A 22,980-nucleotide genomic window follows, 5' to 3' on the forward strand; every position below is an offset into this window, starting at 1 on the left:
GCGGGGAGCTCACGCCCCGACAGGGTTCTTCCGGAGCGTGGGCACGCCTCCCTCCGAATGCAGGGGACACCCACGGCGCCGCGAGCCAGGGGCCCCCCGCATGCCCGCCACCGTGGCGACCCTTCCGCTTCGCAAGGCCACGTCGCAGGCCAGCAAGCAACCGTGCGAGCGCGAGAAGCACGATCAGCACCCTCTTCGTAACCGTGCACCGGTTGGTGCCTGCGTGAAGGGACCGCCGGGCAGCGGACGGTGGCTGGGACGGCGCTCGGCGGTGGTGGCCTCGGCGTGACGAACCGCCACTCGTGGCGGCGCTCGCCCCCAAGGCCGCGCGCATCACGGGGTTGGACGTGCAGGTGGCCGTTCGACGTGACGCATCGAGGGCACGTCCCGTGGCGGATGCGATGTCCACCACGGGACAACTGTTTCACTTGAAGATGACCGGCGGGCGAGTCCCTTCGACGCGCTACTCGACGAACGACTTCGTGCTGTAGAGCGAAGCATCCACCTTGCGCAGGACAGGCAGGTTCGTGCCCGGCTCGCGCTCGGCCTGACGGTCGATGTACGTCTGGAGGACATCGGCATCGAGCACGCCGATGTCGGAGCGGCGCTCGGCCGGCACGTTGGCCAGCGTCACGTAGCCATCACCCCCCATGGCATTGAAGCTCAGCACGAACAGACGATAGATGGCGGTCGGCTGGAGCGCGTTCCACTGGCCCGTCGTCTGGTCCAGCACCTCCAGGTTGCTGGCGCGCTGGCCGCGAGCCTGGGCGGCGTTGACGTCGAAGCGCAGGCCGCCGGTGTACGGATAGGGCCCCGTGGTGCCGCCCTCCCGGAACGTGGCGTGCAACCCGTCCTCAATCATCGACTTCACCTCGGTGCCCGTGACGTCCAGCCGGAACAGCATGTTGCCGAAGGGCAGCACCTCGATGACGTCCGCCGCCGTCACCGGTCCCTGCAGCGGCCGGCGCACGCCGCCCGCGCTCTGCAACGTGATGTCCGCGCCGCCGTAATCCGCGTTCGCCACCTCCAGGTAGGCCTGGGCCACCAGCTGCTGGATGTCGCCACCCCGGCTGTGGACCTCGCCCAGGGCGTTGCAGCTCACGCTGGATCGGCCCGGCTCCGTGTTTCCCGGCACGCGACGATTGCAAAGCTCGTCGTCCGCCGTGGCCACCACCGTCCGGCTGTACTCATCGACCCGGCCCTGGAACGGCGCCAGCACCTGCGCGGCGGCGGCATCCGGCTGCGTCACCCGCAGGAAGCCACTGACGGCCACGCTGGCCAGCATCGCGGCGTTGTCGGATTCGGAGACGGGCGCCCCGTCCACGGAGAACTGATTGCCGATGAGGACGTGGGGCGTGCCGCCACAGGAGGTGACCACGCCCTCGGCGTCGAAGCGGAGGGTCATCTCTCCGACGACCTGCGAGTACTGCCAGGACTGCCCCAGGCACACGGTTTCGCCGTCGCGGTTGCGTAGCGACTCCGCGTAGGGCCCCGCGGGCGTTCCGACGTTGAAGGTCTCCATGGCGGCAGGCCCCAGCAGTGTGTGGGAGTCACCGCCGATGACCGCGTCCACGCCACTCAATTGCGGGATGATGGTCCGGTCGAGCTGGTACCCGATGTGGCTCATCACGATGATCTTGTTGATGCCCTGGGCCCGCAGCGCATCGATGGCGCGCTGGGCGGCGGGCACCTCGGCCTCGAACGTGGTGTCCGCGTCCGGGCTGGAGGACTCCTTCGTCTTGCCCGCAATCGTCAGGCCGACGATGCCAATCTTCTGGCCACCCCGTTCGACGACGGTGAAGGGCTCCACGTAGCCGGCAGCCCTGGAGGTGTGCAGGGCGGAGCCCGCGCCGAACTGGACGTTGGCGCTGATGACGGGCGTCTGGCACTGGCCGGCATGCAGGCGGTCGATGAAGCGCTTCAGCTCGGTGTCGCCCTTGTCGAACTCGTGGTTGCCCAGGGTGAAGGCGTCGAAGCACACCGTGTTCATCATCGCGGCGTCGGCCTCGCCAATCTGGCCCGCGCGGTTGAAGTACAGCGTGCCAGTGAGGGCGTCACCCGCGTGGAGCTTGAGCACGTTCTCCTTTCCGGCCGCCAGCTCCTTCATCGCGGACGTGACACGCGCGAACCCCGAGGATTCAACCTCCGCGGCCACGGTGTCACCCGCGGCGTTCGTCACGTTCAGCTCCAGGCTGGAACCCGCCAGGTGCGAGTGGTGGTCGTTGATGTGGAGGATGGTCAGGTCCAGCGGCGCGGGCTGCTCGCCTGGGTCGACGGCATCGTCATCACCACACGCGGACAGCACGCTGGCCGCCATCCACGTCATCGTCAACCAGCGCGTCCGACTCGACGAACGCGCCCCCCTGCGCACTTCCTTCTCCGTCTTCAATCGCATGAACCGCTCCCAGGTGCCTTGCGGAAGGCGGCATGGTGTCGGGCGTGAATGACAGCCCGGTTACGCCTTCCTACCCGGCCGGTGACACTTTCATGGCGATTGTCCGCGGCCCAGGACCTGGCGCCTTCACCCCGCCAGCATTTCGCGGGCGACCATGTGCATCCCGAGGAGCATCAAGCTGACCAGGAAACACGCCCGGAACAGCACGGGTGAGAGCTTCTGGCGCAGCCACTGCCCCACCTGCATCCCGATGAGCGCCGGCAGCAACATCAGGAGGGACTGGCCCAGCTGCGTCCCCGCGCCAGCGGCGTTGACGTAGAGCCCCGCCGCCAGGGCCAGCGTGGATACCGTGAATGAAATACCCATGGCCTGAATCAGCTCCTCTCGCTCGAAGCCCAACGCTTGCAGATACGGCACCGCGGGGATGACGAAGACCCCCGTCGCCGCCGTCACGAAGCCGGTGAGCGCGCCCACCCAGGGCCCCAGGCGCGACTCCGCCATTGGGCCCACCGTGAGTCGGGCCCCGCTGAGTCCCCAGGCCGCATAGGCCACCAACGCCACGCCCAGGGCCACCGTGGCCCACGCGCCCATGGGCGCGCCCAGCACCCACGCTCCGACGAGCGTGCCGGCGCAGACGCCCCCCTGCATCGGCGCCAGTCGCCGCAGCAGGGGGCCCAAGGTCGACCAGGGACGGAGTTGCCAGACATTGGTGACCAGGGAGGGCACGATGAGCAGGACCGCCGCTCGGGCGGGAGGCATCACCAGGGCCAGCAGCGCCATGGCGATGGTGGGCAGGCCCAGCCCCACCACGCCTTTGACCAGCCCCGCGAGCACGAAGACGGCAACAGTCACCAGAAGGCTGTCGGACGATGGCATGAGGGAAGCTCCGGGCGGGTGAGGGACACGCGATGCATTGATTCTGGGTGCCGCCCTCCGGCCTGAAAATTCGGAACTGCCCGCTGCCGCCTCAGGCCCACCCTGAGGCAGCGTCCCGCCGCGAAGGTTCGGCGCGCTATCGTCGCCCCACATGCCAAAGACGACACCCTCCAAGGGTCCTCGCGGGGACATCGACGCCCGCGTGAAAGAAGCCCTGGCCGAGCTCGAACGCCTCGCCACCCCCGCCAGGCGGGACAGTCTCGCCCGGTACGCGATTCCCTCTGACCATGCCCTCGGCGTGTCGATGCGGGACGTCCAGAGGCTGGCCAGGTGCCTTGGCCGGGACCACGCGCTCGCCAAGGCCTTGTGGAAGACAGGGGTCTACGAGGCACGCATGCTCTGTGCCTATATCGGCGAGGCGGACCGCGTCACACCGGCGGAGATGGACCGGTGGTGCCGCGACTTCGACAACTGGGCCGTCTGCGACACGTTGTGCTTCGCCCTCTGGGACCATACTCCGCATGCATGGGCCATGGCGGACAAGTGGTCCAGCCACCGCGATGAGTTCGTCAAGCGCGCGGCCTTCGCGCTGCTCGCCGCGCTCGCGGTCCACGACAAGTCCGGCGAAGACGCGCCACACCTCGGTGGGCTGGTCCTCATCGAGCGCGAAGCCACCGACGCCCGCAACTTCGTCAAGAAGGGCGTGAACTGGGCCCTGCGCGCCGTTGGTAGCAGACGCGGTCCCGCGGCGCGCACGGCGGCGCGCGCGCTGGCGACCCGGCTTTCAGCCAGCGAAGACGCCACCGCGCGCTGGATTGGCAAGGATGCGCTGCGCGCGTTCACCAAGCTGGATGCGAAGCCGCCCAAGCCCGCCGCCAAGGCGCCCCGTCGGAAGGCCGCGACGCGGCCCCCACAGCGCTAGCGCGGCGCCCCACCAGGGAAGCAGCCCAGGTCCGGAGGAATATCGAGATATGTACGTTCGTACATATCGCCAGCGGCACCTCGGGGCCTCATGCCTCATGCCCGCCTTCCCCCGGAGACCCACGTGGCCCCCCGTAGACATGACCCCGAGCGAAGGGACCGCATCATCGACGCCGCGCTCGCGGTCATCGCCGAAGGGGGCGTGGCGGGCACGTCGCACCGCCGGGTCGCCGAGCGCGCGGGCGTGCCCCTGGGCTCGATGACCTACCACTTCACCAGCATGGACGAGTTGCTGCACGAAGCGTTCAGCCGCTTCGCCCAGCGCATCAGCGAACGGTTCGCCGAGCGGCTCGCCGCGGCCACCGACCTCGACTCGCTGGTCTCCGCCATCGTCCACATCGTGCACGACGACCTCGCGGCGGGGCAGGACGAGCTCGTGCTCACGCTCGAGCTCTACACGCTCGCGGCGCGCCAACGCGCCTTCCGGCAAATCACCCACGACTGGATGCGCCGCAGCCGCGCCGTGCTGGAGCGGTTCGTCGACGCCAGGATGGCGCACCAGCTCGACGCCTTGGTTGAGGGGCTGTTCATCCACGTCAGCCTCGACCCCGCCCCACGCAGCCGCGACCTGACTCGGGACGCCGTGCGCCGCCTTCTCTCGCTCGCCCCCTGACCCGCCATGACCTCCACCTCCCCTCGTCTGGCCCCCCGCGAGTACCGGGCGGCCCGCGCGGCCGTCGCGGCGCTGTTCCTCACCAACGGCGCCATCCTCGCCAACCTCCTGCCGCGCTATCCGCAGATCAAAGCCGACCTGGGCCTCAGCAACGCTCAATACGGGCTGGCGGTCGCCGCGTTCCCCAGTGGCGCGATGGTCGCGGGGCTCGCCGCCGGAGCGCTCATCCGCCGCTTCCGCTCCTCGCGGGTCGCCGTCGCCGGCACGCTGCTGACGAGCCTGGGCGTGCTGGTCGCGGGCCTCGCGTCATCATGGTGGGTGCTCGCCGTTTCGCTCTTCTTCGCGGGCGGCATGGACGCCATCACCGACGTGGCGCAGAACTCCCACGGGCTGCGGGTGCAGCGGCTCTACGGCCGGTCCATCCTCAACTCCTTCCACGCGGTCTGGAGCATCGGCGCGGTGGTCGGCGGGCTCATGGGCGGGCTCGCCGCGGGACTGAACGTGCACCGGGGCCTGCATCTGGGATTCTCCGCCCTGCTCTTCGCCGGGGTGTCCCTGATGGCGCTGCGCTACACGATTCCCGGCCCCGAGCCCGTCGTCACCGTCGAGCCAGAGGCAGCCGCGGCGCACCAGGGCAGCGCTCCCGCGCGGCGTCAGCGGCCGGGGCGCGGGCGCATCTGGCTGATATTTGCCGCGCTGGTCTTGATTGCCGTCGGCGGCATCCTCGTCGAGGACGCGGGCATGACGTGGGCAGCCGTCTACCTTTCCGGAACACTCGGCGCCACGGCCGCCGTCGCTTCGTTCGGGTTCGTCGCCCTCGTGGGCGCGCAGTTCGTGGGCCGGCTGCTGGGCGATGGAATGGTGGACCGGTTCGGCCAGCGCGCGGTCGCTCGGGCAGGCGGCGCCACCACGGCGCTGGGGATGAGCGCCGCGTTGTTGTTTCCCTCCATCCCCGCAACCATCGCGGGCTTCGCGCTCGCGGGATTCGGCGTCGCCACGCTGGTTCCCGCCACCATGCACGCCGCTGATGAACTGCCCGGCCTGAGCGCGGGAATGGGGCTCACCATCGTCAGTTGGCTGATGCGCCTGGGGTTCCTCGCGTCACCCCCGCTCGTCGGGCTCATCGCCGATAACGTGGGCTTGCGCGTGGGGTTGCTCGGGGTACCGCTCGCGGGGACCCTCGTCGTGCTGCTCTCCGGAGTCCTGGCCACCGTCCGCGCCCCCGCCACCGCGCCGGGTGGCCAAGGCCCCTCCCTCCCGCAGCCCCATTGACGCGAGAGGCCAGTCTCACATCCTTGCCCGTTTTCCAGCGGGCGCCGTCTCGTCGAGGGCGGCGGATGGCTCCGCCCCGCTTCATGGTCGCATCCAGAGAGGGAAGACTCAGGGCCCATGCAGCGGGGCTCCCGCTGACGGTGCTCCCGCTCAGGCAGGACGTTCGATGCGTCCATCCCCGTGCCGGGCGAAGCGCCCTTCCTCTGGCGGATGGACCGGGCCATTGGCCGGCCAGGGCCAGCCCCCGAAGCCCGTGCGCTGGTAGTCCGCGAAGGCCTCCTGAATCTCCTGCCGCGAGTTCATCACGAACGGGCCGTACTGCACGACGGGCTCTCCAATCGGACGGCCCTGCAACATCAACAACTCCGCCTCGTCCGCGCCGTTCTCCAGCTCCACCGCGACGTCCGCCCGCAGCTCGATGCTGTGTGACGGCGGAATGGCACGCCCCGCCACGCGCAGGCTGGAGCCGAGGAAGAAGTAGAGCATCCGGTTGCTGCCACGGGCCGCCGCCGGCAGCGTCCACCGCGCGCCCGGGGCCAGCTTGAGCGTCCAGATGGCCACGTCCGCTTCTGCCTGCGCGGCCCACGACTTGGGCGGCGGCGGTGGCGCCTTCACGTCTCCCAGGCTTCCGGCCACCACCGTGACTTCCGTGGCGCGCCCTTCCGCGTCCCGGGCGACGTGCCGAGGGATGGCGTGGTTCCACATCATGGAGAAGTGCGGCTCCACGAGCTTGTTCGCCCGCGGCAGGTTGAGCCAGATTTGAAACAGCTCCACCGGGTTGGGTTGGTCGCGCTGGAGCAGCGGGAACATCTCCGAATGATTGATGCCCGCGCCCGCGGTGAGCCACTGCACATCCCCACCGCCGAAGCGCGCCGCCGCCCCCAGGGAATCCGCGTGGTCGAGCAGCCCGCGACGCACCACCGTGACTGTCTCGAACCCCCGGTGCGGGTGCTGGGGAAAACCGGGCACCACGGTGCCGTGATACATGTTCCAGCCGTCTCGCCCATCGAAGTCCTGGCCCAGGTTGCGGCCCGCCAGCGAGGCGGACGGACCGAGGCGCTCGTTCCCCATGGGGTACTTGTCGTCGTGGTGGACGCAAAAAAGAAACGGATCCGGGGTCCGCCACGGCATCCCGAGCGGCTCCACACGAAGGACGGCTTCTGGCTGCTGACTCATCTCCTACGCCTCATCCCTTCCAGAGCCCCATGAAAATTCCCTGAGCCGGGGCTCCCTCCGGTGAGCGTAACAACGGGCCCTCCGCGCCGCTTGCCCCGTAGGGCCTCCGCCCGGATGCCGGGCCGCCCGCGGCCCCCACAGCGGGCGCGGCGAGTGGAGCACGTCACCTGCCCCACCGTCCCACGAACCTCAGGCCCACAGCTCCTGAGCGAGCGTGTCCACCATCGCCACGGCGACCTCGGGCGGGGGCAGCCCGGCCTCGGACACGAGCACGGGATTCACTGGCACGCAGGCCTCCTCACGCAGGGCCGCCGCGGCCCGCTGCTTCGCCAGCCGGAGCACCTCGCGCTCCTCCTCCGACAGCCGCGCTTGCGCCCAGGCATCAATCTTCCACGAGAGCTCCGCGTGCCGCGTCTCGTCCTCCGCGATGCGGGCCATGGAGGTGCGCACCTCGTCGTCCTGGGCATGGAGCGACTGGTGCCGCGCCACCAGCGCGCCGAACGTCTCCCGCACACAGCCCTCCACCGCGTTGTCCAGGGCCACCGCGAACAGGGAACGGGGCGCCGCCGCGTCCACCCGGGGCACCTGGGGCGTCGCGCCGTGCCGCCCCGCCAGGCGGGCGCTGACCTCCGTGTGCATGACCTCCTCCAGGGCACTCATCAGCGCCGCGTCCTGCAGCGCGAGGTCCGCGCCATGCGCGGCCAGCTCCTCCCGGAGCAGCAGGAAGGCCTGGATGGACGCGGCCTCCAGGTGGGCAATGGCGGCGAAGTGCTGTCCCAGCACATCGTCACACGCCACCGCGCCCTGTGAGCGAAGTCCTTCGGGCCTGCGTCCCACGGAACAGTTGTCCTTGCCCCGCTCCAACACCTTGCGCTCCTCCTCCACCACCTCGCCCGTTGACGACACGCGCAGGGCATACTGCGTCAACTCCGTCCCCTTGCCACACGCCATGCCCTTGGTGCCGACGACGCCGAACGCACCGTCGCCCAATTCCTTCACCGCCCCATACTTGAGCCCGCTGCAGCGCACCTCGTAGCCCGCGGCAAAGGCAGTCAGCGCGGCCTCCTGCGCCGTATCAATCGGCCCCAGGAACGACTTCAGGGCCTCCAGCGAGGCGATGGCAGACACCACGTCGCCCCGGGTCGTCGCGAGGAAATAGTCGGTGCAGATGAAGCCGCAGGCGTCGCGGAACCCACGGGCAGGCGCCAAGGCCTCGAGCTCTGACAGACATGCCTGGGGCTGGGTCGCCGTCGCGCAAGGTGTTCCTACCGAGGAGACGGGGCGCGCTGCGGCGGGCTCGCCCGCCGCACGGAAGCTCCGCAGTTGAACGAAGTCCGGCGCGGCCGCAGGTGACAAGCCTGTCATGGCCAGCCCGCCGTTGTCGCAAGCGGGTGGCGAATAACCCGTCAGGTCCACCTCACCATCACATCCGGCCAGCGTCAGGGGAGACAGAAGCGAGGCGCGAAGGGCCCGGGAGAAGAGCAGACGCAAGCGATTCGAATCCATGGGTGCAAGACCTCCTGCGGTTGGGAGCCCGCACTTCAGCAATGAAGATGCCAACGCCTGCACGCCAGGGAGCGCCTGACCGGTGTCGCGAAATGCCGACGTCTCCTGCCTGCCCTGCTCAGAAACCTGAGGGGTGGTTCCTCATCTGACGCCCTGCCTGTCATTCCGGCCCTGCTTGCCTGGAACAGGCCATCCCGGGAGGGCCGCGTCTTGTCAAGGCATCGACAGCCCCTTGCATGACCACCGACGGGCGAGGGAGCCTCCTGTCAAGCTCGGGGCCTACCACTGGGGGGTGAGGGACAGCCTTTCAGTCGGAGCCTATTGAATGGCCTGACACAGAAACGGACCCGCAGGGTTGCCTGACCAGGCAGGAAGGAAGCTCGCGTCGATGAACCTCTCCTCCCATGAATTCTTGCTCCGGGACAAAGTCATCGCGGCACTCAACAGCACCTTGTCCCTCCCCCAAGCGCTCGAATCCGCCCGGGAGCCCCTGCTGGAGCTGACACCCGCCGACTACGTGGGCCTGTGCCTCATCAACCTGGGCCCCCTCGTCGAGTTCCAATGGCTGGTCCCCGGCTACCGGCTGGCCCTCCTGGATGAGTATTCCAAGTGGGTCGATTCCGACTTCGTGCGGGCCCCCATCTTCGCCCAGCCGAATGTGGTCCTCCGGGACTCGGAGATGATTACCCGCAAGGAATTGGAGCGCAGCGCGCTCTACCAGCGCAGCAAGGAGTTGGACTTGAGCCTGGAGCACGTCATGGCGGTGCTCCTGCCCGTCCATCCTCAACTCCTGGGAGCCTTCACGCTCTACCGGGACCGCCGGCTGGCTTTCTCGGAGAGGGACGCCGCCTTCCTGACGAGCCTCACGCCCCACCTGCTGAACGCGGTGCGCAACTGCCGCGACATGCAGACGGCCTCGACGGGCTCCCGGCTCCTGGAGGAGCTCTACAGCCGGCCGGGCGCCGCCTACGTCGTGGTGGCGCCGCCCTCCCACGAGGTGCTGCGCTCACGCCGGGCCGCCACGCTGCTGGAGCGGTGGTTCAAGCCCTCGGACCTTCATTCCTCGGGGATTCCGCTCGTCCTCATGGAGCGGCTGGAAGCCCTGACGCGGATGACGCCAGACGCGCAGCTCCAAAACAATCTCTGGGTCTCCCTCCACGGGGAGTCGTACCGCGTGGTGCGGTTCGTCGAGCTTCCCGAAACCGAAGGCCCGCGTCAGTGGGCCCTGATCCTGAACGAGATTCCCTTGTCGATTCCGCTCCCCGAAACCATGCGCATGCAGCTCACGGCCCGGCAGGTCGACATCGCCCGGGGCATGCTCCACAACTGGTCCAATGAGCAGATTGCCAGCGAGCTGGGCCTCTCCGAGGACACCGTGAAGACGCACGTGCGCGACATCTTCCGCCGCCTGAAGGTCGACCACCGGACGGACTTCCTCTACCAGGCGGCGCACCTCAACAAGCCCGTCTGAGGCGGCGCTTCAGAAGCGCGGCAGCTCCAGCAGGTTGTCCGTGAGGATGCCATTGGCCTTCGTCCGCAGGTACGGAGGCCGGGCGTCGATGACCTCGACCTTCACGTCTCGGGGCCACGTCTGCACCCGGGCATCGCCCCCCGCCTTGAGCCATTGGACCAGCTCCAAGCGGCTGCCCTCCCCCACCTCGTTGCCCTCCTTCCAGCGAAGGCGGGCAATGTGCTCGTGAAGCGCGCCTCCCTCGAGACGGATCTGGGTGATGTAGCGCATGAAGACGCCTCCCACTTCGCGGACGACGATTCGCAGGGAGGATCGCCTTCAGGCGCGGGACTGTCTCTACCACCGGGGAGGTATGCGGCCCTTAGCGCTCGCGGAAGATGCCCGGGTAGATGCACCGCGTGGCGCGGGCGGAGAAAATCACCGCCGCCTGGTCCTCGGGGTCCGTCAGCGTCCGCAACACCGCTTCCATCTCCGCCACATGGTCCCCGTCCAGCGCGCCGTGGCTGCGCAGGAAGGTGACGGACTTGCGGATGTTCGGAATCGCGTCGGCCGCAATCAGACGGTCCACGACACCCGTCGCTCGCGTCTGGGACAGGTACTCCAGCACGTACGCGGTCCCCAGCACCGCCGTCGGCACGCCGGACCGGGAGGTGAAGAAGTTCCAGCCGGTGTAGGCGTCCACCGCGGGAGTCCGTGCCGCGGTCTCCACGCGCACCTCCGGGCACCCCAGGTTCTTCAGGTCCGACAGCAGCCACTTCTCGTGACCGCGTTCCTCTCCGGCCTTCTGCACCAGCAGCTCCGCCAGGTGCGGGTGCCGGCCCTGGCGCGCGAGCCGGCGGCCTGCCTCCGCCAGCATCGGCGTGCTCCAGCGCGCATAGTGGTAGGTCTGAATCAGGTAGTGGATATAGCCCTCGGTGTCGATGGTGCCGTCGAAGAGGCGACGGGCGTCGGGCTGCGCGTCCAGTGCGGCCACCAGCCCGCGGGCCTCCTGCGCCAGCACCGCTACCCAGTCCACCTGCGTCGGGTTCTGCACTTGCGTGTTCACGGACGTCTCCTGTTTCCGGGCCGTTTCCGGTCCCCGGCTGCTGCGCGTTGAAGGTGAAGGGAAGGAAGGAGCGCCAGCGGCCTAGGCGGCGCGGCGAAGGGGGTGCTGCGCCAGCGCGTTGAAGCGCGCCAGGGTGCTGGCGGGAATCTCATCCAGCGCGGCGATGAGCGGCAGGGTGAAGCGGCGGAAGCTGGCGTCGTAGAGGGGCTCGGAGATGAAGCGCGCCCCCATCTTCCGGGCGAAGAGCGTGGGCGCCCTCGGCACGCGCAGGCCGTCCAGCAGGCCCTGCTCCGCGCGCAGCCGCTCCATGGGCGTGTAGTAGGGATTGCTGGGGATGGCGGGTGCATCCACCGGCTCCGGCACGTCCACGCGCCAGCGCTGGCTCATCCAGCCCCGGTAGGCGGCCACCTGACAGGACAGCATCGCGTCCTCGCGCGAATCCGTGTCCAGGTTCGCGGACGCAATCCAGTGCGTCACGCCGCGCCGCCGGCTCTCCTCGTAGATGCCCGCGTGCAGCCGGGTGACGGCCTCGGAGTGGCGCCAGCCGTCCAGCACGCAGAAGCGCGACGTCTCCGCGAGGACCATGCCCGGGCGGACCACGTCGGACAGGTCCAGCTTCTGCTCCAGCTCCAGCCCCAGCCGTCCGCCGATGGCCTCCGCCACCTCCGGGTTGGGCAGCAGCAGCCGCAACGTGGCCACCGGGGCCGCGTCCGCATAGACGACCAGGTGCACGGTGGTGTCCAGCGTGTCGAAACAGCTCACCTCGCGACGCGACGGTGGCATCCACCCCGTCATCAACCCCAGCTCTCCGCCGAAGACGGCCCAGCGGACGCGGACCGCGTCGTCGAGCTCGCGCTGGGTGGTGGCAACACGACAATGCATGGACGTCATGGGTTTCTCCGGGAAGCGAAGCGGGTCCGGCGTCGCGCCGTCCTCGCCCTTTCATTCGCCGCCCAAGCCCCGAGTGCGCGCGGGCCCTGCGCTTTTTGCTCCCCGCGAATCCAGGGCCCGCGGGGTACGACGGGGAGCGTGTCCCAGGACACCGTCTGGGGTGGACACCGCGAAGAAGCGCTGCGCCAACCTGGAGAATCTGGCGTAAGAAGCCGCGCATGGCGCGGACCCTCGATGGAACCGAAATCAGCCGGGTGATGCGGGCGGAGATGGCCCAGGACGTCGCGGCGCTCCAGGCCGCCGGCGTGACACCCGGGCTCTCCGTGGTGCTGGTGGGCAACAATCCGGCGAGCCAGGCGTACGTCGCGAGCAAGACGCGGGCGTGCGAGGCCCTGGGGATGCGCGGCCAGACGCTGACGCTGCCCGAGGACGTGTCGAAGGAGGCGCTGTTCGCCGTCATCGACCGGCTGAACGCCGACCCGTCCGTGCACGGCATCCTGGTGCAACTGCCGCTGCCTGCCCACCTGCCCTACAAGGCCGTCCTGGAGCACATCCACCCGGCGAAGGACGTGGATGGCTTCCACCCGGTGAACGCCGGGCTCGCCTTCGTCGGAGACCCCCGGGCCTTCGTACCCTGCACCCCCGCCGGCATCATGGAGATGCTCCGGCGCGAGGACATCCCCACCCGGGGCAAGCACGTGGTCATCGTGGGCCGCAGCCTCATCGTCAGCAAGCCGCTGGCGTCGCTGCTGATGGCACCGGGCCCCGACGCCACCGTCACCATCACCCACCGCCACACGCCGGACCTCGCGTCATTCACGCGGCAGGCGGACATCCTCATCGTCGCGGTGGGCAAGCAGAACCTCATCACCGCGGACATGGTGAAGCCGGGCGTCGTCGTCATCGACGTGGGGCAGAACCGCGTGTCCGACGCGAGCGCGCCGCGCGGCTACCGCATGGTGGGGGACGTGGACTTCGATGCCATCCAGCCCATTGCCAGCGCCATCACCCCGGTGCCCGGCGGCGTGGGGCCGATGACCATCACCATGCTGCTGGCGAACACGCTCCAGGCCGCGCGGCAGGCCCAGGCCCGGTGAGCCCGCCAGCGGCACGGGGCTGGACGTACACCGCAGACGTAGCGCGCCGCGTGGCACCGTGCCGGCACGGTGCTCGATGCCCGCGCTGACGTCCCCTGGACGCCCGGGTGCCCTGCGTCCCCAGCGCATGCGTGTCCGTCTTGCGATATCCACTGAGCGCATGAGGAACGCCCTTCATGCGGTGCGTGGCATCGGCGCGGCCCTGGCGCGGGGACTGTTGGTCGCCTACGTGGGAGTCGGACTGCTGGTGAGTGGGTGCAAGTCAGCCTCGCACAACCCGCCGCTCGCGCCTGACGCGGGTGCACGGGCGTGGGTGCGCATTCCCGCCTCCGATGCACGCGTGCAGTACCTCGGCCGGACGTACCGTTCGGACACCGGCGTCGTCTTCTCCCACCCCGGCGTGACGATCCGAGCCCGCTTCTGGGGAGACGCCGTTCGGATGGAGCTCCACGACACGGGCCAGGGTGGAGAGGTAGGGACCACCTACTTTGATGTCGTGATTGACGGGGCGCCCGCGCGACAGCTCGCGGTGAGCCGCCATCAGTCCAGCTACCTGCTCGCCACCGGCCTGGAAGTGGGGCTGCACACGCTGGAACTCATCAAGCGCACCGAGTCCCTGGTCGGCCACAGCGAACTCGTGGCGCTGGAGGTCCATGGCGAGCTCCGGGAGCCGCCCGCCCGCTCGGGGCTCCGGATGGAGTTCGTTGGGGACTCCGTCACCTGTGGCTACGGCAGCGACGTCGCCCTCATCCCGGACTCGCCCTCCTGGACCGCGCCCACCTTCACATCGAAGAACCAGAATCCCCGGCGCACCTATGCCTGGCTCACGGCGGGGAACCTGGGCGCGGAGGCGGTGCTCATCTGCTATTCGGGCCACGGGGTGTACCGCAACCTGGACATGTCCACGACCGGACTGGTGCCCGCGCTCTACGAACTCGCGGTCCCCGGCCACGGCGTCGCCTGGGACTTCTCTGGCCCGTCGCCCGATGTGATTGTCGTCAACGCGGGGACCAACGACACGTTCGCCGGCAGCGGCACCGACGCCTACCTTCCGGACGAAGCGGCCTTCAAATCCGCCTACCGCGCGTTCCTCACGCGGCTGCGGACGCTCCACCCGCGCGCTCATCTCGTCTGCACGTTGGGGAGCATGTCGGACGGCCACAAGCAGCTCGAGCAGAACGGCACGACGACTTCGGTCCATGTCGGTGACTGGCTCACCGAGCTTGTAGCAGAGCGACAGCAACAGGGAGATGCCCGCGTCTACCGGCACGTGATGGCCGTGCAGAATCCCAACGTGGACGGCGTGGGCGAGGACTGGCACCCGTCGGCGGCCACACACCAGAAGATGGCGGAGGCGCTGACCGGGTTCATCCGGGACGTCGTGCGGCCCTGAGCGGCTTCGTGCGCCGCGAGCCGCCACGCATGTGCGTCTCATAGCGCCGCCATACGCAGGAACAGGCACCTTGGCGCATGGCGCGAAGAGGTGCCTCCGGCAACGTCGCTCGTTTATCATCGGGCCATGCCCACCCATGAGACGAAGGCCACCGCCATCAGCGGGAAGGAAACGACGGTTCCGTTGCTTCCCTGCGTCTCGGCTGACGAAACATTGGCGTTCTACCAGGCGCTCGGCTTCACCGTGACGTACCAGATGACCAAGCCGTACCTGTACCTGGCGTTGCGCTGGAGTGACATCGAGCTGCACTTCGGCAAGGGCGCCAAGAGCCTGGACCCGAGCGAAGAGAACTCGGGTGGCTGCCTGGTCATGGTGGATTCGGTGGAGCCCTATCACCGGGCCTTCACGGACGCGCTGCGCGCGAAGTACGGCAAGGTGCTGGCCACGGGCAGGCCTCGCATCACCCGGTTCAGGCCCGGCCAGAGCCGCTTCTCACTGATTGACCCCGCCGGCAACAACATCATCTTCATCCAGCGCGATGAGCCGGAGGACCTGGAGTACGGCGGCTCCGAGAAGCTCACGGGACTGGCGAAGGCCATCGACAACGCGCGCATCCTGCGTGAGTTCAAGAATGACGACAAAGCCGCCGCGCGGGCGCTCGACATCGGACTCGCCAGGTATGAGGCGGAGGCGCCCGTGGTGGACCGGGTTCGTGCCCTGGCCGCCCGGATGGAGTTGGCGATTGCCCTGGGGGATGCCACGACGGGACGTGCCTTGAAGCAGCAACTGCAGGCCTTGCCCCTTCCCGAGGAGGCACGGAGCCAGTTGTCCGACGAGCTGAAGGCCGCGGAGCGCCTGGAGGACTGGCTCGCCCGAACCAGGCCCGACCCGGCGCCGTCCCAACGCACGGGCTCCCCGCGGCGACGGCGCTAGCGTTGGACGCCGCGCACAAGTCCATCTCGCGTTTCCTCACTCAGCGTCGACACCAGCGTCGGGATTCCCCGAGCCGCCCCGGCCTTCCTTGAACCCCTGGGTCGCCTCCCGGGCCGCGCCATGGGCTTCCTTCGCGGCCTTCCGGGCGCCTTCCTGAACCTCCTTCGTCGCCTCCCCCACTTCACGGCCCACCTGCCGCGAGTTCTCCCGCGCGGACTGCTCATTGCACCCGGTGAACGCCGCGAGCGACGCCCCCAGGCCCACCAGCGTGAGCCACTTCCAACCCTTGCCTTGCATTGCACGCCTCCTTGGCTCTTGGTGCGTTCGCACCTTCCGCAGGCGAAGGTAGTCACGCCCCCGCGGTGCGGCTGCCCGGGGGGCGAGCGCTCCCCTGGTGCGCCCAGGCAATGGCATCCACGCCAGCATGTGCGGGAGAGAACTGTCGGCGCGTCTTCTGGCTGGAAGCAGACAATCGACGGTGCCTAGGCTCCGTGCATGGACCTCATCGTCGAGAACGGCCTCGTGTTCGATGGTCTGGGCAATCCCCCGCGCAAGCTCCATGTGGGCATCCGGGGAAACACTGTCACCACGCTTTCGGAAGCACCGATTCCGCGCGCCCCGCATACGCGCGTCATCGACGCCACCGGCCATTGGGTGACACCGGGATTCATCGACTGCCACACGCACTACGACGCGGAGGTGGAGCTGGCGCCCTCGCTGTCGGAGTCCGTGCGACACGGCGTCACCACGGTGTTGATGGGGAGCTGCTCGCTCAGCCTCGCGCTGGGCACGCCCGAGGACCTGGCGGACATGTTCTGCCGCGTGGAGGCCATTCCCTACGACACCGTCCGGTCGCTGCTGGAGCAGCGCAAGACGTGGAACACGCTCGGCGACTACCTGGCGCACCTGGAGCAATTGCCGCTGGGCCCCCATGTCGCGTCCTTCCTGGGACACTCCGCGCTGCGAGCCCACACCATGGGCCTGCACCGCAGCCTGGAGCCCGGCCTGCGCCCACGGGAGGACGAGCTGCGCGCCATGGAGTCCCTGGTGCGCGAAGGGCTCGAGCTCGGCTACGTGGGCCTGTCCATCATGACGCTCAAGTGGGACAAGATGGGCGGCTCGCGCGACATCCGCAGCCGCCCCCTGCCGTCCACTTACGCCCGCTGGAGCGAATACCGCCGCCTGACGCGGCTGCTCCGCGAACGAGGCCGTGTCTTCCAGGGCGTGCCCAACATCAGCACCAAGGTGAACGTGGTGCTGTTCTTCCTGGAGAGCATCGGGTTGTTCCGCCCGAGCCTCAAGACGACCGTCATCTCGATGATGGACACGCGCGCCAACCGGGGCATCCACCGCCTCATCGGCGTGCTGTCCCAGGTGGCCAACCGGCTGCTGGGGGCGGACTTCCGGTGGCAGGCCCTGCCCGAAATCTTCGACCTCTGGGCGGACGGCATCGACCTGGTCGTCTTCGAGGAGTTCGGCGCGGGCGCCGCCGCCCTCCACCTCCAGGACGCCGCCTCACGCGCGGGGCTGCTGCGAACACCGGAGTACCGCAGCCGCTTCCGCCGCGAGTGGACGAACCGCTTCCTGCCGCGGGCCTTCCACCGGGACTTCAACGAGTCGCGCATCCTCCAGTGCCCCGACGCCAGCGTGGTGGGCAAGTCCTTCGCCCAGGTGGCGAAGGAGCAGGGGCGTGACGCGGTGGACGTCTTCCTGGACCTCATCTCCACCCACGGAGACGCCCTGCGCTGGTACACGGTGATGGCCAACGACCGGCGCGAGGAGCTGGAGCGCATCTGCCGGCATCCGGACATCCTCATGGGCTTCTCGGACGCCGGGGCGCACCTGCGCAACATGGCGCACTACAACTTCCCCCTGCGGCTGCTGCGGCTGGTGCGCGAGGCGGAGAAGCGCGGCGAGCCATTCATGAGCGTGGAGCGCGCCGTCCACCGGTTGACCGGGGAGCTGGCCGGGTGGTTCGGCCTGGATGCGGGCGTGCTCGCGGAGGGCCGCCGCGCGGACCTGGTGGTCATCCAGCCCGAAGGCCTGGACGCGAAGCTCGACCAGGTGGCCGAGGCGCCCATGGAGAACTTCGGGGGCTTCGTCCGCCTGGTCAACCGCAACGACGCCGCGGTGAAGGCGGTGCTCATCTCCGGACGCGAAGCGGTGAATGAAGCCGGAGTGTCTCCGGCCCTGGGCCGCGAGCGCGGCTTCGGCGGCGTGCTGCGCGCCCGGGCTTGAGAGCCCGAGCGCGACCCGCGGGAATCAAGGCGTGGTGGTCCGCTGCTGCGCCCGCATCCAATCCCTCCCAAGCTGCCGATGCCCCTGGTGCGCTCAACGCGCTTCGCGACATCCCCTCATCTTCCGTCGCCTCTGGCGATGAAACATCGGCGAACCGGGCCCCGGTCCACGGGACTTCACGGTGAAAAGTCCAGCGTCGCCCGGACCGCATCGTGGTCGGAGCCTCCCGCGCGCAGCACCTTCGCACCGGTCAGGCGAAGTTCGCGGCCAAGGACATGGTCGATTTCGACGACGCTCGGGAGGACGGAGGCAGAACCAGGCCATGTGGCACCACAGTCGGCATTCGGTCCGTCACAAGCGTGCTGGAAACCCGCGGAGGCGAAGGCCTTCATGGCCTCGCCTGAGCGGCCTTCATTCATGTCCCCCAGCACCAGGACCGGTCCTCGCCATCGCGCATAGCGCCGCACCAGCGCCTCCGCCTGACGATGCCGAAGCACCGCGTTCTTCTCCATGGAAGTGAGCAGGTCATCTGCCCGCTGATGCCTGGCACCTGGCGCCATCAGGTGCACACAGGCCACCTTCACCAGGTGCTCACCGAGCCGAACGTCCGCCTCCAGCGCGGGCATCCGATGTGGCGTCTGTGGTAAATGCTCCGTTCGCAGCAGCCGATGCCGGCTGGCGATACCCACACCCCAGGTTCCCTTTCGCGGAACCAACCGCACGTGGGGGAACTGCTTCCCAAGTCGTTTCCGAAAGGCCCTGACGAATCTCGGCGTCAGCTCACGCAGGCACAGGATATCGGGCGCCTCCTTCTCGATGACATCGAGCGACTTCTGCACGTCCTCCTCGGGAGCGGAGTAGAGGACGTTGTAGGTCATCACCGTGACTGGCTTGGGCGGTGAAGGCGCGGCACTTTCCTGGAGGGAAAGGACCCATGTGAGCATGAGGCTGGAGAGACACATCTCCACAATCCCCGGCAAGTCCCGTGCCCGTGGCAGGGAAACCGCACCGGCCCGTCATGGTCAGCGCCCTGCATGATGGGCGGGCGAGGGGAGTGGCCAGGCACTGTGCCGCCTCGACTTCCGCCGTGCTTTGTTCGAGCGAGCAGCGCAGAAACCCGATTCACGACAGGAGCCCATCGAACCATGTTCAAGAGAGCGGCAGTCCTGATGTTGAACTGTGGCGTATTGCTGTCCGGCTGCGGGCCCGACTCGCAGACCGGGAACGCTGAACTCCTCTCCAACCTGACCGAGGCAGGGTTTCGCCCCGACGACATCACCGTCGTCGATGACGCCGTCTACGTCGGGGGCGACGCGCATGTGCCGCTCGCGGCCTCCCGGGAGATGCTCCAGCATGGAGAGGGAAGCAAGGAGCACTACAGGACGACCCACATCGTCGGCTCCAGCGTGACGAGGATTTGCGTCAATCCCACGGTGGAGTTCCAGAGCCATGTCCGGCTCAACCAAGGCCTCGACATGGCCCTCGCCAACTACAATGCCTTGGGACTCAGGATTGCCTTTGTTCGAGGCTCGGCCACCGGCTGTACCGCGAACATCACCGCGAGAACCATGGCGGGTGGCGGTCACGCCGCGGGCTATCCCTCAGGCGGACTCCCCTATGGGACGATTTCGATTGGCACCAGCCTGAACAGCTACGGCGTGGACGTGAGTGAACATGTCATCACCCATGCGCTGGGCCACACCATCGGCCTCCGCCACACGGATCTATTCAACCCGAGCATCAGTTGTGGCAGCGGGGGTGGCGTGACGGAGCCGACGGGCACGGGCGCCTTGCACATCCCCGGAACGCCCACGGGGGCAACGCCAGGCGGGTCCATCATGAACACCTGCTACCCGCCTGACACCGACGGTGAGTTCACCCCCTCCGACATCGTCGCGTTGAACTACATGTACTGAGATGCAGCGGTTCGATGCGCCTGCACATGAGGCGCATCATCCGCCGCCGCGGCGGCACGTCCGCCGAGGAGTTCCATCGGGACGCGGAAGCCGTCACAGCGGACCAGGAACGACTGAAGGGCCAAGGCACGCGCTGAACGCACCGAGGCCCTACGGTGACTCCAGCCGGAAGCGCCCGTCCGTCAACCCACGGCGAACGGCGCCCACGGTCTCCGCGGCGTCCTGACTGCTGGTGTCGAGCACATTCCCCTCGGGGAGGGCCACCTCGCGGAAGCCGCGCCAGATGTTGCGCACCACGTCTGCGTCGGTGAGTGCGTCCGCGTGGACACGTCTCGTGGCACGCGCCACCGTCTCCGCTTCGCCCGGAAGCAGGACGATGAGGCGCAAGTCGAGCCGATGCGTCCGGGCGGCGGCAAGCCAGGGCTCGAAGAACCAAGGGCCGATGACGCCATCGACCATGACCTCATACCCGCCCACGGCATAACTCGCCGCGCTCGCCGCCAGCGCCGTCATCACCGTGGTGTTCTGAGCGTGGGACTCTGGCAGCCAGGGCGCCAGCGCACCCTTGCGGATGTAGGAATAGAAGTCGTCGGCATGCAGGTGGACCGCACGCGCCAGCGGAGACTGCTCCGCGAGTCCACGTGCCACGGTGGACTTGCCAGCACCTGACGGGCCCGACACGAGGACGATTCGGTTCGCCTTCATAAACCTCAGCGTAGCGGCTCGAACTCACCGACGAAACCGCTCGCGGCTTTCACAAAAGGGAGGCGCTGCTCTCCATGTGCACCGAATGCACGCGCTGGAGAAAGCCCCGCATGTGGGACACGATTTCGTCCAGGTGCGTCTCCAGCGCCCAGTGTCCCGCGTCCAGGACGTGCAGCTCGGCGTCCGGAACGTCTCGAAGGTACGCGCGTCCGGCGCCCTCCGGCATGTAGCCGTCGTGGGGCCCCCACAGAATCAAGGTCGGGGGTTGATGCTCGCGCAGATACGCCTGATAGCGGGACATCCACGCCAGCGTCGTGCGCTGGTCCTCCAGCAGATGGACCAGGTTCTCCTTCCGGCCGAAGCGCTCCACCAGGGACCAGGACAACGTCCACAGGTCCGGGCTGACGCGGTCGACGAGGCACTCGGGAATCTCGCCGATGAACTCGTCCCTGAAGCCGTCCTCACTCACCGCGGCCATCAACTTCGCTCGGCGCTCGGGCGTCGGATTCGCCCAGGACTCCTTCAGCATCCGGTACTTCGGCCCGAACTGGTCCACGTAGATGTCGCCGTTCTGGATGACGAGCGCCGCGACTCGCTCGGGCGCGCGCAGTGCCAGCCGGAAGCCAAACTGCGAGCCGTAGTCATGCAGGTACAGCGCGTAGCGCCTGAGCCCCAGCGTCTCCACGAACCGCTCCAGGAAGCGTGCGTACCCGTCAAACGTGTAGCTGAAGCGGCTCGGCTCCGGCGTCGCGCTGTACCCGAAGCCCGGCGCGTCCGGCGCGATGAGCCGCCATGCGTCCGCGAGCGCTGGCAGCAGGTTGCGGAACTGGAATGACGAGCACGGATAGCCGTGCGGCAAGAGCACCACCGGAGCATCCTCGGGCCCGGCCTCGCGGTAGAAAATCTCGAGGCCCTCCACTTCCACCGTCCTGTGATGGACCGCCGGCATGCATGAACCTCCCTGACCAGCGCCTGCCTTTCGGCGAAAACCTAGTCACCCAGGAGTCACCCCGTGGCTGGATGCCAGCTGCCGTCGCCCGGTTGCTCGCGGGTCAACCGGGATAGAGTCCGCCCCACGGCCCGGCCGTGGCCGCCCCCTCATTCCGCCCCGCATTTCGACGGCGCCTTCGTGAGGACTCGCGACGAGCGGAGCCTCCTCACCTTCATGGTCTACCTCAATGAATGTCCGGGCGGAGGCGCGACGAACTTCCTGTCGCTTGGGCACTCCGTGACGCCGCGCACGGGCAGCGCGCTGCTCTTCAATCACCGCTTGCTTCACGAGGGCGCCACCGTCACCCAGGGCCGCAAGTACGCGCTGCGCACCGACCTCATGTATCGGCGCCCAGCCTCATGACCCTATCAACCCTCTCCAGTTTGGCACGGGCGCCATGCCCATGAACTTGAGTGGTGCCTGGTGCAACCCGCAGCAGCCAGGCTGCTCCCTCCGCCCCGGGAGTCCGTGCCACCCGGCGCGGAAGGCTCAGGTCGTCCCCGTCTTCAGCGCGGGCTGATGCCGAAGCAGGCTCGAACCGCTGACAATGAGAATCCCGGTGAGCACCAACACGGCCCCCACGGCGAAGAAGCCATCCGCCTGCTCATTCAGCACCAGGATGCCCGCGCTGACGCCAAACAGCGGCGTCATGAAGGAGAAGACCGACAGGTTGGAGGCAAGATAGCGGCGCAGGAGCCAGAACCAGGTGAGGTAGCTGGCGAAGCAGACGATGACGCCCTGAAACAACAGACTTGCCCAGGCGATGGGCGCCATTGAAATCGGGCCGGCCTGACCGGTGAGCAGGGCCACCGGCAGCAGGAGCGCGACGCCGCCCACCAGTTGGTAGAGGAGCGTCTGGGTGGGGGGCGCATCAGATAGCGCCGTCACACGAATGGCCACGGTGGTGGCCCCCCAGGCGAGTCCTGCCAGCAGCCCCAGCGCGTCGCCCCAGAGCACGCCCGGGCTGATGTCGCCTTGGAGCCAGCCACCGCCAAAGGCCAACGCGATGCCCGCGAAAGCCACGGCGATGCCCAACCACTGCGTGCGCCGCAGCCGCTCGGCAGGCACGAGCCAATGCAGGCCCAGGGCCGCGAAGATGGGCGCGGTGTAGAGGAAGACGCCCATGTGTGACGCGTGGGTGTGGCGCAGCCCCTCGCCGACGAAGAGGAACTCCAGCGCGAAGAGCGCGCCCACCACGAGCCCTGGACGCCAGGGGCCACGGCGCAAGAGCCCTCGCTCGCCGCGCACCCAGCACAACAGCCCCACGAGCAGCGCGCCCACACCCGAGCGCACCGCCATCTGCATCATGGAGGGGATGTGGGGAGCCGCCAGCTTGACGGCCACCTGCTGCATGCCCCAGATGGCGCACAACGCGAGCATGCTCGCGAGCGCGAAGCCGTCCGCGGGTTTCCGGTGAGAACTCATGCGGACATCCTGCGCATGGCGGGGCTGATTGATATAGCGAGATTCCGACAACCCAT

Annotated in this window: 23 protein-coding genes; 11 read left to right on the forward strand and 12 right to left on the reverse strand. The window is 68.6% G+C overall.

All coding sequences use genetic code 11. The features are described from left to right. Nucleotides 1–302: 302 nt before the first annotated feature. Entirely contained in the window at nucleotides 303–491 is a 189-nt protein-coding gene (locus BLU09_RS38170) for a hypothetical protein (protein WP_143043131.1), read from the forward strand. Here the strand turns inward: BLU09_RS38170 and BLU09_RS13225 are convergent. Continuing rightward, the gene (locus BLU09_RS13225) at nucleotides 464–2,395 is read right to left on the reverse strand and encodes a bifunctional metallophosphatase/5'-nucleotidase (RefSeq protein ID WP_244171682.1); all 1,932 of its coding nucleotides are present in this window, start codon (nucleotides 2,393–2,395) and stop codon (nucleotides 464–466) included. The genes BLU09_RS38170 and BLU09_RS13225 overlap by 28 nt on opposite strands. Before the next feature lie 126 nt (nucleotides 2,396–2,521). Beyond that, complete coding sequence (locus BLU09_RS13230) at nucleotides 2,522–3,271, reverse strand: sulfite exporter TauE/SafE family protein (protein WP_090489825.1); 750 nt, start codon at nucleotides 3,269–3,271, stop codon at nucleotides 2,522–2,524. 151 nt (nucleotides 3,272–3,422) lie between these two features. Between BLU09_RS13230 and BLU09_RS13235 the strand changes: the two genes are divergently transcribed. The 3 genes from BLU09_RS13235 to BLU09_RS13245 all read left to right on the forward strand — a co-directional run bounded on the left by BLU09_RS13235 (nucleotide 3,423) and on the right by BLU09_RS13245 (nucleotide 6,137). After that, the gene (locus tag BLU09_RS13235) at nucleotides 3,423–4,193 is read left to right on the forward strand and encodes a DNA alkylation repair protein (RefSeq protein ID WP_090489827.1); all 771 of its coding nucleotides are present in this window, start codon (nucleotides 3,423–3,425) and stop codon (nucleotides 4,191–4,193) included. A gap of 123 nt (nucleotides 4,194–4,316) precedes the next feature. After that, nucleotides 4,317–4,865, forward strand: a complete 549-nt coding sequence (locus tag BLU09_RS13240; protein WP_090489829.1) for a TetR/AcrR family transcriptional regulator — start codon at nucleotides 4,317–4,319, stop codon at nucleotides 4,863–4,865. Nucleotides 4,866–4,871: 6 nt separating this feature from the next. Next, a complete protein-coding gene (locus BLU09_RS13245) occupies nucleotides 4,872–6,137 on the forward strand; it encodes an MFS transporter (protein ID WP_090489831.1) in 1,266 nt (421 codons plus the stop codon). Nucleotides 6,138–6,287: 150 nt separating this feature from the next. On the opposite strand, the gene BLU09_RS13250 is transcribed toward BLU09_RS13245, so the two are convergent. Both BLU09_RS13250 and BLU09_RS13255 read right to left on the reverse strand, forming a co-directional pair. Beyond that, on the reverse strand, nucleotides 6,288–7,313 hold the full coding sequence (locus BLU09_RS13250) for a pirin family protein (protein ID WP_090489833.1): 1,026 nt from the start codon (nucleotides 7,311–7,313) through the stop codon (nucleotides 6,288–6,290). A gap of 189 nt (nucleotides 7,314–7,502) precedes the next feature. Continuing rightward, the gene (locus tag BLU09_RS13255; protein WP_167371076.1) at nucleotides 7,503–8,819 is read right to left on the reverse strand and encodes a ferritin-like domain-containing protein; all 1,317 of its coding nucleotides are present in this window, start codon (nucleotides 8,817–8,819) and stop codon (nucleotides 7,503–7,505) included. A 388-nt stretch (nucleotides 8,820–9,207) separates the two neighbouring features. Between BLU09_RS13255 and BLU09_RS13260 the strand changes: the two genes are divergently transcribed. Beyond that, a complete protein-coding gene (locus BLU09_RS13260) occupies nucleotides 9,208–10,290 on the forward strand; it encodes a LuxR C-terminal-related transcriptional regulator (protein ID WP_244171683.1) in 1,083 nt (360 codons plus the stop codon). 9 nt (nucleotides 10,291–10,299) lie between these two features. On the opposite strand, the gene BLU09_RS13265 is transcribed toward BLU09_RS13260, so the two are convergent. The 3 genes from BLU09_RS13265 to BLU09_RS13275 all read right to left on the reverse strand — a co-directional run bounded on the left by BLU09_RS13265 (nucleotide 10,300) and on the right by BLU09_RS13275 (nucleotide 12,226). After that, nucleotides 10,300–10,560: a DUF3892 domain-containing protein gene (locus tag BLU09_RS13265; RefSeq protein WP_026113945.1), complete on the reverse strand. Its 261-nt coding sequence runs from the start codon at nucleotides 10,558–10,560 to the stop codon at nucleotides 10,300–10,302. Between the two features lie 91 nt (nucleotides 10,561–10,651). After that, a complete protein-coding gene (locus BLU09_RS13270; protein ID WP_090489839.1) occupies nucleotides 10,652–11,335 on the reverse strand; it encodes an iron-containing redox enzyme family protein in 684 nt (227 codons plus the stop codon). A gap of 81 nt (nucleotides 11,336–11,416) precedes the next feature. Continuing rightward, complete coding sequence (locus BLU09_RS13275; protein ID WP_090489841.1) at nucleotides 11,417–12,226, reverse strand: GNAT family N-acyltransferase; 810 nt, start codon at nucleotides 12,224–12,226, stop codon at nucleotides 11,417–11,419. Nucleotides 12,227–12,444: 218 nt separating this feature from the next. On the opposite strand from BLU09_RS13275, the gene BLU09_RS13280 reads away from it, so the two are divergent. From BLU09_RS13280 to BLU09_RS13290, 3 genes are all read left to right on the forward strand, one after another. Continuing rightward, nucleotides 12,445–13,323, forward strand: a complete 879-nt coding sequence (locus tag BLU09_RS13280) for a bifunctional 5,10-methylenetetrahydrofolate dehydrogenase/5,10-methenyltetrahydrofolate cyclohydrolase (protein WP_090489843.1) — start codon at nucleotides 12,445–12,447, stop codon at nucleotides 13,321–13,323. Nucleotides 13,324–13,483: 160 nt separating this feature from the next. Continuing rightward, nucleotides 13,484–14,716, forward strand: a complete 1,233-nt coding sequence (locus tag BLU09_RS13285; protein ID WP_244171684.1) for an SGNH/GDSL hydrolase family protein — start codon at nucleotides 13,484–13,486, stop codon at nucleotides 14,714–14,716. A gap of 126 nt (nucleotides 14,717–14,842) precedes the next feature. Continuing rightward, nucleotides 14,843–15,649, forward strand: a complete 807-nt coding sequence (locus tag BLU09_RS13290) for a VOC family protein (RefSeq protein ID WP_090489845.1) — start codon at nucleotides 14,843–14,845, stop codon at nucleotides 15,647–15,649. 36 nt (nucleotides 15,650–15,685) lie between these two features. Here the strand turns inward: BLU09_RS13290 and BLU09_RS13295 are convergent, their stop codons facing one another. After that, a complete protein-coding gene (locus BLU09_RS13295; protein WP_090489847.1) occupies nucleotides 15,686–15,946 on the reverse strand; it encodes a hypothetical protein in 261 nt (86 codons plus the stop codon). 198 nt (nucleotides 15,947–16,144) lie between these two features. Between BLU09_RS13295 and BLU09_RS13300 the strand changes: the two genes are divergently transcribed. After that, on the forward strand, nucleotides 16,145–17,887 hold the full coding sequence (locus tag BLU09_RS13300; protein ID WP_090489849.1) for an N-acyl-D-amino-acid deacylase family protein: 1,743 nt from the start codon (nucleotides 16,145–16,147) through the stop codon (nucleotides 17,885–17,887). Nucleotides 17,888–18,063: 176 nt separating this feature from the next. Here BLU09_RS13300 and BLU09_RS13305 read toward each other — a convergent pair whose 3' ends face one another. Further along, on the reverse strand, nucleotides 18,064–18,831 hold the full coding sequence (locus tag BLU09_RS13305; protein WP_244171685.1) for an endonuclease/exonuclease/phosphatase family protein: 768 nt from the start codon (nucleotides 18,829–18,831) through the stop codon (nucleotides 18,064–18,066). Nucleotides 18,832–19,032: 201 nt separating this feature from the next. Here BLU09_RS13305 and BLU09_RS13310 point away from each other — a divergent pair, with 201 nt between their 5' ends. Further along, nucleotides 19,033–19,803: a M57 family metalloprotease gene (locus tag BLU09_RS13310; protein WP_090489854.1), complete on the forward strand. Its 771-nt coding sequence runs from the start codon at nucleotides 19,033–19,035 to the stop codon at nucleotides 19,801–19,803. A gap of 150 nt (nucleotides 19,804–19,953) precedes the next feature. Here BLU09_RS13310 and BLU09_RS13315 read toward each other — a convergent pair whose 3' ends face one another. Next, nucleotides 19,954–20,508 carry an AAA family ATPase gene (locus BLU09_RS13315; protein WP_090489856.1) on the reverse strand — a complete coding sequence of 185 codons (555 nt, stop codon included), beginning with the start codon at nucleotides 20,506–20,508 and terminating at the stop codon, nucleotides 19,954–19,956. 49 nt (nucleotides 20,509–20,557) lie between these two features. Next, on the reverse strand, nucleotides 20,558–21,457 hold the full coding sequence (locus tag BLU09_RS13320; RefSeq protein WP_090489858.1) for an alpha/beta fold hydrolase: 900 nt from the start codon (nucleotides 21,455–21,457) through the stop codon (nucleotides 20,558–20,560). Nucleotides 21,458–21,520: 63 nt separating this feature from the next. Between BLU09_RS13320 and BLU09_RS13325 the strand changes: the two genes are divergently transcribed. Then, nucleotides 21,521–21,862 (forward strand): 2OG-Fe(II) oxygenase, encoded by a 342-nt coding sequence (locus BLU09_RS13325; RefSeq protein WP_261770715.1) that lies wholly within the window; start codon nucleotides 21,521–21,523, stop codon nucleotides 21,860–21,862. A gap of 126 nt (nucleotides 21,863–21,988) precedes the next feature. Here BLU09_RS13325 and BLU09_RS13330 read toward each other — a convergent pair whose 3' ends face one another. Then, nucleotides 21,989–22,924 (reverse strand): DMT family transporter, encoded by a 936-nt coding sequence (locus tag BLU09_RS13330; protein ID WP_090489860.1) that lies wholly within the window; start codon nucleotides 22,922–22,924, stop codon nucleotides 21,989–21,991. Nucleotides 22,925–22,980 lie beyond the last annotated feature (56 nt).

The organism is Myxococcus virescens (assembly GCF_900101905.1).
GTDB classification, from domain to species: Bacteria; Myxococcota; Myxococcia; order Myxococcales; family Myxococcaceae; genus Myxococcus; species Myxococcus virescens.

Bases quoted from the DNA above. Each gene is read 5' to 3' on its own strand.
- BLU09_RS13280 (WP_090489843.1), top strand. From the start codon at position 12,445: ATGGCGCGGACCCTCGATGGAACCGAAATCAGCCGGGTGATGCGGGCG.
- BLU09_RS13310 (WP_090489854.1), top strand. From the start codon at position 19,033: ATGTTCAAGAGAGCGGCAGTCCTGATGTTGAACTGTGGCGTATTGCTG.
- BLU09_RS13300 (WP_090489849.1), top strand. From the start codon at position 16,145: ATGGACCTCATCGTCGAGAACGGCCTCGTGTTCGATGGTCTGGGCAAT.
- BLU09_RS13250 (WP_090489833.1), bottom strand. From the start codon at position 7,313: ATGAGTCAGCAGCCAGAAGCCGTCCTTCGTGTGGAGCCGCTCGGGATG.
- BLU09_RS13275 (WP_090489841.1), bottom strand. From the start codon at position 12,226: ATGACGTCCATGCATTGTCGTGTTGCCACCACCCAGCGCGAGCTCGAC.
- BLU09_RS13305 (WP_244171685.1), bottom strand. From the start codon at position 18,831: ATGCTCACATGGGTCCTTTCCCTCCAGGAAAGTGCCGCGCCTTCACCG.
- BLU09_RS13330 (WP_090489860.1), bottom strand. From the start codon at position 22,924: ATGAGTTCTCACCGGAAACCCGCGGACGGCTTCGCGCTCGCGAGCATG.
- BLU09_RS13295 (WP_090489847.1), bottom strand. From the start codon at position 15,946: ATGCAAGGCAAGGGTTGGAAGTGGCTCACGCTGGTGGGCCTGGGGGCG.
- BLU09_RS13235 (WP_090489827.1), top strand. From the start codon at position 3,423: ATGCCAAAGACGACACCCTCCAAGGGTCCTCGCGGGGACATCGACGCC.
- BLU09_RS13255 (WP_167371076.1), bottom strand. From the start codon at position 8,819: ATGGATTCGAATCGCTTGCGTCTGCTCTTCTCCCGGGCCCTTCGCGCC.
- BLU09_RS13260 (WP_244171683.1), top strand. From the start codon at position 9,208: ATGAACCTCTCCTCCCATGAATTCTTGCTCCGGGACAAAGTCATCGCG.
- BLU09_RS13225 (WP_244171682.1), bottom strand. From the start codon at position 2,395: ATGCGATTGAAGACGGAGAAGGAAGTGCGCAGGGGGGCGCGTTCGTCG.
- BLU09_RS13320 (WP_090489858.1), bottom strand. From the start codon at position 21,457: ATGCCGGCGGTCCATCACAGGACGGTGGAAGTGGAGGGCCTCGAGATT.
- BLU09_RS13315 (WP_090489856.1), bottom strand. From the start codon at position 20,508: ATGAAGGCGAACCGAATCGTCCTCGTGTCGGGCCCGTCAGGTGCTGGC.
- BLU09_RS13230 (WP_090489825.1), bottom strand. From the start codon at position 3,271: ATGCCATCGTCCGACAGCCTTCTGGTGACTGTTGCCGTCTTCGTGCTC.
- BLU09_RS13290 (WP_090489845.1), top strand. From the start codon at position 14,843: ATGCCCACCCATGAGACGAAGGCCACCGCCATCAGCGGGAAGGAAACG.
- BLU09_RS13245 (WP_090489831.1), top strand. From the start codon at position 4,872: ATGACCTCCACCTCCCCTCGTCTGGCCCCCCGCGAGTACCGGGCGGCC.
- BLU09_RS13285 (WP_244171684.1), top strand. From the start codon at position 13,484: ATGAGGAACGCCCTTCATGCGGTGCGTGGCATCGGCGCGGCCCTGGCG.
- BLU09_RS13265 (WP_026113945.1), bottom strand. From the start codon at position 10,560: ATGCGCTACATCACCCAGATCCGTCTCGAGGGAGGCGCGCTTCACGAG.